This is a genomic window from Methanobrevibacter sp., from assembly GCF_045116495.1.
Lineage (GTDB): Archaea > Methanobacteriota > Methanobacteria > Methanobacteriales > Methanobacteriaceae > Methanocatella.
Map to the genome: position 1 here is coordinate 1 of NZ_JBGULU010000107.1, position 10,199 is coordinate 10,199.

Here is a 10,199-nt window from a genome sequence, read left to right on the forward strand (position 1 = left end):
CAGGGATGCGTGTCTTGGAGGGGCAATAAGCGGAAGAGAATGGAACTATAAATTAAAAAGAAATGATTTTTACGATGATAAAAAATGCGAAAAATATGCGCTTCAAGTTTCAGAAGAAAATTTAGGAAAACCCGATACCGTGTGCGGAAAATGCATTTTTGCATGTCCCCACACTCAAAAATATATTAAAAAATTATAATTTTACCGCATAATAAAAATCATTGGCTAAAGGATTAATGTCTAAACCAACTATTTTTTTATCCATATGGACTGTTTCAAGCTCATCATTAGAATCTAAGGCCACAACAAAACCCATTTTTGTCCAAAATTCCAATGCGCCAGGCAATGTCTTATGAGTATGCAAATAGATATCATCATATTTCATTTCATTTGCAAAGTTTTCAGCAATGCTGAACATTTTAGAAGCCAATCCACAACGACGACATCTCCTATCAACAAATAGTCTCCATATGCTTGAAGTAGTATCTTTTGAATACAAATGTCTGAATTCAGGAAAGTCCTTATCATAAGCCCTTATGCCGATTGTTGCTATAATTTCACCGGTTTCAGTATATGCAACAAAAAAATCATTTCTTTTTGGAGAAATATAATATTCATCCATTTTTACAATATCCTGATGCCATTCCGGAACATAATCATATCCGAATTCCTGTTTTATCATGGAAAACAAAAATTTTTGAACATTACTAATTTCTTCACAATCATTGGTTAGCTTTTTAATAGTGACCTTCATAAAAACACCATTATAAAAAAGTATTACAAATATTACTACATTTATGTAATTAGTAATACTTTTTTAATTATTTTGAATAACTTTAATATTAATAAAGTACAAATTAATATTTAAAAGTTATCATTCGAAAGTCCAAAAGGTGATGTAATGGAAAAATTATTAGATGTAGAAAATGTTTCAATTTCATTTATACAGTATACAAAAGGGTTAAATCAAAGAGATTTAAAAGTTATTACTGATTTGACTTTAGATATATCTGAAGGTGAAATTTTAGCAGTTTTAGGTTCAAGTGGTTCCGGAAAGAGTTTACTTGCTCATGCGATTTTTGGAATACTCCCTGAAAATGCAAGACAAAACGGAAAAATAAAATACAAAGGAAAAGAATTATCCCAAGAAGATAAAGAAGAACTTAGAGGAAAAGAAATTGCATTGATTCCTCAATCAGTAAATTTCCTAGACCCTTTAATGAAAATTTCAGATCAAGCCATAGGGCATGTTGAAAACGATGCAGAGAAAAAAGAAAAGAAAATAAAACAAAGGGAAATTTTTGAGCATTATAATCTTGGTTCCGAAGTAGATGACATGTACCCATTCCAATTATCCGGAGGAATGGCCAGAAGGGTCCTTGTTTCAACCGCACTATTATCTGATCCAAAACTTGTTGTTGCAGACGAACCAACACCAGGACTTGACGAAAAAACAGTAATGGAAACATTAAACCATTTCAAACATATGAAAGAAGACGGAGTGGGAGTGCTTCTTATCACACACGATATCCATGCAGCACTTGAAATCGCCGACAGGATTGGAATTTTCTACTCCGGATTTGTAATCGAAATTGCAGAAAACAAAGACTTTTCAGGAGATGGAGAAAACTTACTTCACCCATACACCAAGGCATTATACAAAGCACTACCTGCAAATGGATTTGAATTAATTAAAGGACACCAACCATTACATGGAGAAATCTCACAGGGCTGCCCATATTATGACAGGTGCGAAATGAGATTTGACAGATGCAAAGATGAAAGACCTGAACTTATTGATCTTGGAAATAAAAAAGTAAGATGCTTTAAATATGAAGAAGGTGTAAATGATGAAACTTAAAGCAGAAAATATTTCATTTAAATATCCCTCAGCTAAAAAATATTTACTGAAAGATGTTAATATCGAATTAGACAACAATAAAGTTATTGGTTTGATTGGAGACAGTGGAAGTGGAAAATCAACATTATGTAAAATATTATCAGGATATGTTACAAAATACGAAGGAAATGTGACCCTTGATGGGAAACCTCTTCCTAAAAAAGGATTCAAACCAGTCCAATTAATCTATCAGCATCCTGAAAAAGTAATGAATCCAAAATGGAAAATGAAACAGGTTTTGGAAGAATCATGGGATGTACCTGATGAAATTTTAAAAGAATTCGGTATTCAAAAATCATGGCTTACAAGATTTCCGCAGGAGTTATCAGGAGGAGAACTTCAAAGATTTTCCGTCGTAAGGTCTCTAAATCCAAACACTAAATTTTTAATTGCCGATGAAATGACAACAATGCTTGATGCAATCACACAGGTGCAAATCATTGATTCCGTGTTAAAAATTGTAAAAGAAAGAAACATGGGATTTTTACTTGTCAGTCACGACATGCCCTTAGTTGAAGCAATTTGTGATGAAAAAATCTATTTAAAAGACATCAACAATATTTAATATCATTAACATTATTAAACTTAGGTGACAAAAATGAGCTGTTATAAATATTGGGGAAAACTTGAAGAAATCGCAAATAAATTATCTGCCTATGGGGATTTAGATAAATACGGAAATTCAAAGCTAGATGACATCAATATAGATGAAATCATCGAAATATTGGATGATGTGGAAATCATCGCACACGATAAAACTATTGATTTTGATTCTGCAAAACATATTTTAGATGATGAAAAAATGAATAAGGCACTCAAATTAATTAGAAAATTTTATGTTTATATTGGTGCAAGACTCGAAACTGAAAATGCCCTAAAAATTTTAGAATCCGACAATCCCGCCGAAACCTTAGATTCATTTCATTTTTATGACAGATATATAGGGCTTGTTGAAAATGAAAGCAGATTAGCCAAATTCAATGAAGATAAAACATTTGTATTTTTAGGTTCAGGACCCCTTCCATTAACTTTGATAATGTTTAACAAAGTATTTGGCTGTAAATGTATAGGCATTGAACAGCAGGCGGATGTCGCAGAACTATCCGTAAAAGTTTTAAAAAGATTGGGTCTTGAAAATGATATCAGAATTGTTGTAGGTGATGAAACAGCAATCAAGGATTTGGAATATGATATCCTGATGGTTGCCGCATTGGCAGAGCCTAAAGATAGAGTATTTGCAAATATCTGGGAATATGTTGATGAAAATACTCCTGTAATTTATAGAACCTACACAGGAATGAGAGCGATTTTATATTCACCAGTTCTTGATAAAGATACAAGAGGTTTCCATAAGGAAGTTATGATGTTGCCTTCCGGTAAAACCAACAATACTTCTGTTCTAATTAGAAAAATAGAGTAACTCTCATTAAACACCATCACCTATACATCAAAAATAATCAATTCATGGACAAATGAAATCAAAACAACTAAAATAAAATAACCATTCACCAAATGAAAAAAATAATTATATTATCTAAAATAATTTAAGCTTCCTTTCATTAAATTTAATGCAAAACAATTGGAATTATATTAATTTTTTAATTTCCCAATCTGCCCAAATCATTGTGATATTGTTTGAAACAACTTCGCCCAAAACAATTCCCATCCATGCCCCCCATACACCATAGCCCAGAACAACACCTAATAAAACTGCAAAAAATATTGTAAAACCGGTTTCCCTCATTATTGTCTGAAACATTGCAGTTATTCCTTTTCCTATTCCCTGGAACACGTAAGTTGAAGCCACACCTACCGCCATTGTCGGATAATAAATTACAATCCAAGAAAGAAAACTGGTTAGCTCTGAAGCAATTCTAACACTGCTGCCGCTAGATGCAAATACTGATGCGATATTTCCCGCAAAGACATTTGTGAGAATTGCCACAACAAATGCAATGACAATTGATACTTTCATTGCATACCTATGGGCAATTTGAATGTTCTTATATTTTTGAGCTCCATAATTTGCTGCAATAACACTAATCAAGGCAGTTCCAATAGCTAAAAGGGGAGTTGTTCCTATAGTAACTATCCTCCAGCCTGTTGAATAAACTGCAACTGAATCAGTTGAACCGACATAGGTTAAGAGTGCAGAGAAAACTGCAGCAAAAAATGCATTGTTTAAAAGTTGAATGCTTGCTGGAATTCCAACTTTAACAATATCTTTAGAAATATCTTTTTTAAATTGGAAATTAGCAAAATTCGGCTTTAAGAAAGTGTCTTTTTTGATATAAAACCAATACAACAATAATAGAATAACAAATATTGAGGAGATTATAGTTGCAATAGCTGCCCCTTTAACTCCAAAATTTAAAGTATATATGAAAATAGGATCCAGAATCATGTTTAAAACTGCAGACGCAATCATCGCATACATGGGCCTTGTCGTATCCCCTTCCCCTCTAAAAATACCATATAATGCATTTGAAAAGATTATGAAAATGGAACCCAAAATAATTATTACACCATAATCGGTTGCATAACTAATGGTTTGGCCTGCACCCATAGCATTTAAAATCGGATTTAATGTAACCAGTAATACTGCAGTCATAATTAATGAAATTACAATATCTATTAAAATAGAATGTACAGAAGCATTATCTGCCTTTAGCTTATTGTCCTCACCAAGATATTTTGACAATGCAAAAGCTGCACCCGAACCTAAACCATTTCCAAAACCGACCAGAATCATGAATATCGGTGTGAAAAATCCAACACCCGCAAGTGCATCGGCTCCAAGGCCAGACACCCAAAAAGCATCTATCAGATTATAAAAACTAGTTATAAGCAATGAAATAATCAAAGGTATAGACATTCTTATTAATGCTTTTTTGGGATTTTGAAGCATTATATCTACACTATTAACCGAATCATCACTTAACATAAGTAACTATTAAAATTTTTTCAAATATAAAATTAGTTATTTAACAAAAAAAAGAAAAAAATATTCTAAAATTAAATTATAAATATAATAATTCAATTTTAGAGATTATTTATTTCATTAAAAAGTAAAATATCATCACACAATACATCCAGCAGCTCTTCATCATGACTAACTGCCAATATACCAATATTATTGGCTTTACAATGATTTATAAGAGCTTCCCAGATTTGCACCTGAGTTACGGCATCAAGCATAGTGGAAATCTCATCGGCAATGATAAATTTTGTTTTTGGATTGAGAGCCCTCAATATGCTGAAACGCTGCAATTCCCCACCGGAAAGTTCATTAGGCCAGCGAGTTAACCAGGTATCCTTTAAACCAAAAGTATCTTTTAAATCTTTAGGAGGATTCCATGACTCATTCAATACTTTATTCATCTTCCATTTAGGATTCATGGTCTTTTCAGGATGCTGGAAAATTAATTGTACCGGATAAAAATCTTTATCAGGTATTTTTTTACCGTCAAGAGTTACCTCTCCTGTATAATGAGTAATATGACCAGATAATATTTTACATAAAGTGGATTTACCACTACCACTATCTCCCATTAGGCCTATGATTTGATTGCTGTTAAGAGATAATGAAACATCCTTTAATATTTGCCTTTTTTTATTGTATGAAAAAGAAATATTGTTTGCTTTAAGATCCATCATTAACCTCCATGAAATTGAAACATCTAATCATTGCACCATTATGCTCAACTAACTCCGGTTTGGTTTTTTCACATTTATCTATGCGAACTGGACAATTTTCCCAATAAGGACAACCTGAAACTTCATCTAATGGCTGAACACCTTCGGTTAGATTAAAACCGTTTCTTGGAAGAGAATTAATTAAAGCTTTAGTGTATGGATGCAATAGATTATCAGCGTTTTTGAAGTTTTCTACTTTATTGATTTCAATTACATAACCTGAGTAAAATATTGCTATTCTATCTGCAGTTTTTAAAGCCACATCAATTTCGTGAGTAATAAGCAAAACACCCTTGCCGTTTTCCTTCAGATTTTTAATATCACTAATTGTCTCATCAACGCTCTTTTTATCAAGACCCGGAGTTGGTTCATCAGCAATTAAGAGCTTAGGATTGCCAATTAAAGCTGTAGACAATAATACTTTTCTAGCCATACCCCCAGACAATTCAAAAGGATATAAATCATCTACACTTTCATCCAAACCGTATTTGGCGAAAATTTCCCTTTGCTTAATTTTTTTCTCAGCATGTTCCTTTTCGTCCTTGCATTCGCCGATTGCCTGTTCGGAAACTTTCATGAGAGGATCTAAGAAATTTACTGATTGAGGAATCAGGCATATTTCTTTACCTCTTAACTTTTCCTTCAATTCCTGGTTTAAAACATTACCTTCATATTTAATCTCACCTGTAACATGAGCATTGTAAGGCAAAATACCTAAGATTGAATGAGCTAAAAGACTTTTACCAGAACCGCTAGAACCTAAAATGGCAACTATCTCACCTTCATTAACATCAATTGTTAAATCAGATATCACCTTTAAATCATGCCTATTCAAACCTTGAACATATTGCGTAAAAGCTATAGACAAATTGCTTACTTCTAATAAATTTCCCATAATATCACCAATCTAGTTATTTGCCTGTGAAGGGTCAACCAACCGTTTCAGATTATCTCCAATGATATCAAACAACAATACAACTATCAGCAATGCAAGACCTGGGAAGAATGCAAGCCACCAAGCACCCATTGCAAGATATGTCATTGATTCAGACAGGATTATACCAATTGCCGGTTCGTGTGGTGATAAACCAAATCCTAAGAATGTTACACTTGATTCGTGCATAATCGCATGAGGGAATACCAGCAATGTTCCTACAAATATTTGGGACAATACCAAAGGCAGGATATGCTGTCTGGCAATCCATAATTTGCTTTTACCAAATCTTTTAGATAATGCAACATACTCGGAGGTATTGATTTGCAATACTTCAGCCCTAAGCACCCTTGTTAAGTTTACCCAATGAGTAAATGCCACAGCCATCATTACACCAAATGCTCCTTTACCCAATCCGATAGATATCATCATGATTAACAGGATATGAGGTATTGATGCAAACAAGTCAATTAACCAGGACACAAATTCATCACAAAACCTGTTCATACTTGCAACAAAAGCTAAGATTGTAGCTATTATACTGGAAAGAACTGAAGCTGCCAATCCAATCATAATACTTAAACTTAAACCTTTCAATGTTCTAATGAACATGTCTCTACCCATCCAGTCAGTACCAAAAGGATGCTGGAATGACGGAGGTTTCATTTTAATAGTGAAATCAGTAGGCAAATTAGCATCAATCATCCACCCGCTAATGAAAATAATCAATAAAACTAATCCTGTGAGCCCGATAGTTAAAAGTGTCTTTTGTCTTAAGTTCAGAGAACTGAACAATCCTCTGTTATACCATGGAATTTCACTCATCATCCTCACTCCTTAATCTTGGGTCTACATATTGGTAAATCAAATCGGCAATGAAGTTTCCCATAAATACAAAAATAGCACTGATGATAACAATACCAAGCAATAATGGGACATCAGACCTTAATCCGGCAGCTACTGTTGCCTGACCAATACCCGGATATGCAAATACCTGTTCAACAAGGATGGTTCCACCAAATAATTCATTGAATGATAAGAATTGAATTGTGATTGCCGGAAGTAAAATATTTCTTATTCCGTGATTTTTGATTATACCCCAGAAACTTTCACCTCTAGCTTGCGCAAACAAGAAATAATCACTTCTTTTTACACTGATAAGCTTATCTCTTGTATACATGGTAAGAGAAGCAATACCCACAATACTTAAAGTTATTGCCGGCAATATCAATCTATATAACCATTGCCAAAATGTTACTGTATCTGATAATTGTCCAATCGGAACCGAAAGACCAATTGGGAACCAGCCCAAATACACTGAGAAAACCATTAAAAATACTAATCCTATCCAGAAAGTAGGTGTGGATTGTAATATGTAACAGTAAGTTTTAATTGCCTTATCTGCCCAACTGCCTTCTTTTGCACCTGCAATTACACCTAAGCCAAAACCTACAATTGCAGAAATTACCCATGAAACTACCATGAGAGTTAATGAAGCTGTGAATTTTTGCACAATCACTTCAGTTACAGGCACCCTATAAATCAATGAAAAACCCATGCTTCCAGATGCCAAAGTTTGAAGCCAACCTATTACCCTTTCACCTAAAGATAAATTTGTACCCCAATATTCGCCTATAATTGCTATTTGTTCTTGACTGACAATTCGTTGCCCAAGATAAGCTTTAACAGGGTCAATTGGAGATAATTGTATCATTATAAAACTGATTGCAGCAATAACAATTAATAAAATTAGTAATCTAATAGCTTTTAATCCTAAAAACTTAGCTAATTTTTTATTGTTAATTTTAATCATCTCGTAAATTTGTTTAAAAAAAAGAATAAAAAAATGATTTATGAATAAATCATCTTTTATTTAATTATTTACTTTGCAGTTTCGTTTGAAGTTTCATTAACACGTTTCCAATCGTATATGTTACCCCATATGTCTCCACCGTGTGGGTAAATAAGGTGTGTGCTGTTGGAAATGTCTAAATCATTACTTACAAAGTAAGTGTAGTCTACAGTACCAACCCATAAGTACGGATAGTGTGATGTAGCTTTTTGAGCTGCTTGAGACCAGGTAGCATATGAACTGTTTAAATCTTGAGTCATAGCTTGGTCGATTAATGAGTCCACTTCAGTATCATTAAGACCTTCAGAGTTGTCATAACCTACACATGCTACTCTTGAATCATATTGGTGTTCAATTTCAAATGGATCTGCTGAACCGAATCCCCATACTACTCCTTGGCTGTATTTATTAGGGTCAATGTCGTCCCAGCTTCCACCTACTGGATTAATTTGAATACCAATTTCTTTAGCTTGTTCTGCAACTGCTACTGCAATTGCTTGTCTTTCAGTTGCTTTTGAATTATAGTATACTGAAAATTCTGCTTTGGTACCGTTTTTCTCTACAATTCCATCGCCGTTAGTGTCATTCCAACCAGCGTCGGAGAGAACTTTTTTAGCTTGGTCAACTTGACTGTCATTAAATGTAGAATCAAATGCCCATTGTAATTGGCTTGCAACACCATTGTAGGAAACATTACCATATCCATTAAATGCACCGTCTAATAATGATTGTCTGTTAATACCAATGTTTAACGCTTCTCTAATAGCAGGGTCACCGGTTACATTGTTACCGATAGTGACATTATCTTCAGTGACTTTACCAGTGTCCATTTGTGTTGGTAATGATATTCCACGTACATCAATAGAATCGAAGTATTCCAAGTGGTATCCGTCAATGGTTTCATTTGCATATGCAAGTTGTACTTCAGCAATATCCACATCACCGTTTTTAACTGCTGCAAATGCTGCATCAGGATCTAAGAATAAGTTAGTTATTTTATCAAAGTATGGTTCCTGTCCATAGTAATCAGGATTTTTTTCTAAAATGAATTGTTGTCCTTTATCCCATTGAGCTAATTTATAAGGACCTGAACCGATTGGGTTTTGTCCGTATGAATCTTCTTTATAATTAGCTTCAGGTACGATTCCGACATCAGTTAATTTGTTGATGAATGTGGAATCGGATTTATTGAGAGTGAATACTACTTTATTTCCATCTGCTGTTGCGTTATTCATGGAACTTAAATCTGCTCCTTCACCTAATTCTTTAGCTTTATTATATGAAAATGCTACATCTTTTGCGGTTAATTTTGAACCGTCAGTGAACTTAACATCATCACGGATATCCACTGTATAAGTTTTGAAATCACTAGAAACAGTGTAATTTGTTGCTAAATCATTTACAAAATTATTGTCTTTATCCCTTTTGAGAATTGTACTTTGTATAAGAGGTTCTGTTCCGGAATCATGGTATCCCCAACCATGCATTGGATCAAAACCAAACTCAGGTTCTTCACCGTGAGCAGCAACACAAGCTACTAATTCATTAGCAGCATGTTGAGTGTTTCCGCCCCCCATAGCAACTGCACCTATACCGATTATTGCGATTATAGCTACAACTGCACCTATAATGTATTTTGTATCCATTTTAATTTCCTCATCAAAATTATTTTTAATTTAATCCGAAGTAATATCACATTTAGTTATTACTAAATTATAGAAAATTAAGAAATAAGTAATACTTATTTCCATTAAGATATTACATTTAAATATATATAAATTAGGAGTATATAAAAATTACGATTAAAATAAAAAAAA

10 protein-coding genes and 1 pseudogene are annotated in these 10,199 nt (G+C 33.5%); 4 read left to right on the plus strand and 7 right to left on the minus strand.

Annotation, left to right across the window (positions count from 1 at the left end):
* Positions 1–199: pseudogene (locus ACJMLH_RS06060) on the plus strand (hypothetical protein); the annotation flags it as partial.
* On the opposite strand, the gene ACJMLH_RS06065 reads toward ACJMLH_RS06060, so the two are convergent.
* Positions 194–754, minus strand: coding sequence for a GNAT family N-acetyltransferase (locus ACJMLH_RS06065; protein ID WP_405275744.1), 561 nt, complete (start codon positions 752–754; stop codon positions 194–196). The pseudogene ACJMLH_RS06060 and the gene ACJMLH_RS06065 sit on opposite strands and share 6 nt — an antisense overlap.
* Before the next feature lie 147 nt (positions 755–901).
* On the opposite strand from ACJMLH_RS06065, the gene ACJMLH_RS06070 reads away from it, so the two are divergent.
* Genes ACJMLH_RS06070 through ACJMLH_RS06080 form a run of 3 tightly spaced genes read left to right on the plus strand, consistent with a single transcriptional unit; the run spans position 902 to position 3,320 of the window.
* Entirely contained in the window at positions 902–1,861 is a 960-nt protein-coding gene (locus ACJMLH_RS06070) for an ABC transporter ATP-binding protein (RefSeq protein ID WP_405275746.1), read from the plus strand.
* Positions 1,851–2,465, plus strand: a complete 615-nt coding sequence (locus ACJMLH_RS06075; RefSeq protein ID WP_405275748.1) for an ABC transporter ATP-binding protein — start codon at positions 1,851–1,853, stop codon at positions 2,463–2,465. Before ACJMLH_RS06070 ends, ACJMLH_RS06075 begins: the two co-directional genes overlap by 11 nt.
* A 33-nt stretch (positions 2,466–2,498) precedes the next feature.
* A complete protein-coding gene (locus tag ACJMLH_RS06080; RefSeq protein WP_405275750.1) occupies positions 2,499–3,320 on the plus strand; it encodes a nicotianamine synthase family protein in 822 nt (273 codons plus the stop codon).
* A 165-nt stretch (positions 3,321–3,485) separates the two neighbouring features.
* On the opposite strand, the gene ACJMLH_RS06085 is transcribed toward ACJMLH_RS06080, so the two are convergent.
* From ACJMLH_RS06085 to ACJMLH_RS06110, 6 genes are all read right to left on the minus strand, one after another.
* Positions 3,486–4,844 (minus strand): MATE family efflux transporter, encoded by a 1,359-nt coding sequence (locus ACJMLH_RS06085; RefSeq protein ID WP_405275752.1) that lies wholly within the window; start codon positions 4,842–4,844, stop codon positions 3,486–3,488.
* A gap of 98 nt (positions 4,845–4,942) precedes the next feature.
* Positions 4,943–5,554, minus strand: coding sequence for an ABC transporter ATP-binding protein (locus ACJMLH_RS06090; protein WP_405275754.1), 612 nt, complete (start codon positions 5,552–5,554; stop codon positions 4,943–4,945).
* Entirely contained in the window at positions 5,544–6,491 is a 948-nt protein-coding gene (locus tag ACJMLH_RS06095) for an oligopeptide/dipeptide ABC transporter ATP-binding protein (RefSeq protein ID WP_405275756.1), read from the minus strand. Before ACJMLH_RS06095 ends, ACJMLH_RS06090 begins: the two co-directional genes overlap by 11 nt.
* Positions 6,492–6,503: 12 nt before the next feature.
* Positions 6,504–7,358: an ABC transporter permease gene (locus ACJMLH_RS06100; RefSeq protein WP_405275758.1), complete on the minus strand. Its 855-nt coding sequence runs from the start codon at positions 7,356–7,358 to the stop codon at positions 6,504–6,506.
* A complete protein-coding gene (locus tag ACJMLH_RS06105) occupies positions 7,348–8,343 on the minus strand; it encodes an ABC transporter permease (RefSeq protein ID WP_405275760.1) in 996 nt (331 codons plus the stop codon). Before ACJMLH_RS06105 ends, ACJMLH_RS06100 begins: the two co-directional genes overlap by 11 nt.
* 68 nt (positions 8,344–8,411) lie before the next feature.
* Entirely contained in the window at positions 8,412–10,028 is a 1,617-nt protein-coding gene (locus ACJMLH_RS06110; RefSeq protein ID WP_405275762.1) for an ABC transporter substrate-binding protein, read from the minus strand.
* Positions 10,029–10,199 lie beyond the last annotated feature (171 nt).

What these genes read in the sequence shown, in the direction of transcription:
- ACJMLH_RS06065 (WP_405275744.1), bottom strand. Translation starts at nt 754, where the DNA reads ATGAAGGTCACTATTAAAAAGCTAACCAATGATTGTGAAGAAATTAGT.
- ACJMLH_RS06070 (WP_405275746.1), top strand. Translation starts at nt 902, where the DNA reads ATGGAAAAATTATTAGATGTAGAAAATGTTTCAATTTCATTTATACAG.
- ACJMLH_RS06075 (WP_405275748.1), top strand. Translation starts at nt 1,851, where the DNA reads ATGAAACTTAAAGCAGAAAATATTTCATTTAAATATCCCTCAGCTAAA.
- ACJMLH_RS06080 (WP_405275750.1), top strand. Translation starts at nt 2,499, where the DNA reads ATGAGCTGTTATAAATATTGGGGAAAACTTGAAGAAATCGCAAATAAA.
- ACJMLH_RS06085 (WP_405275752.1), bottom strand. Translation starts at nt 4,844, where the DNA reads ATGTTAAGTGATGATTCGGTTAATAGTGTAGATATAATGCTTCAAAAT.
- ACJMLH_RS06090 (WP_405275754.1), bottom strand. Translation starts at nt 5,554, where the DNA reads ATGGATCTTAAAGCAAACAATATTTCTTTTTCATACAATAAAAAAAGG.
- ACJMLH_RS06095 (WP_405275756.1), bottom strand. Translation starts at nt 6,491, where the DNA reads ATGGGAAATTTATTAGAAGTAAGCAATTTGTCTATAGCTTTTACGCAA.
- ACJMLH_RS06100 (WP_405275758.1), bottom strand. Translation starts at nt 7,358, where the DNA reads ATGATGAGTGAAATTCCATGGTATAACAGAGGATTGTTCAGTTCTCTG.
- ACJMLH_RS06105 (WP_405275760.1), bottom strand. Translation starts at nt 8,343, where the DNA reads ATGATTAAAATTAACAATAAAAAATTAGCTAAGTTTTTAGGATTAAAA.
- ACJMLH_RS06110 (WP_405275762.1), bottom strand. Translation starts at nt 10,028, where the DNA reads ATGGATACAAAATACATTATAGGTGCAGTTGTAGCTATAATCGCAATA.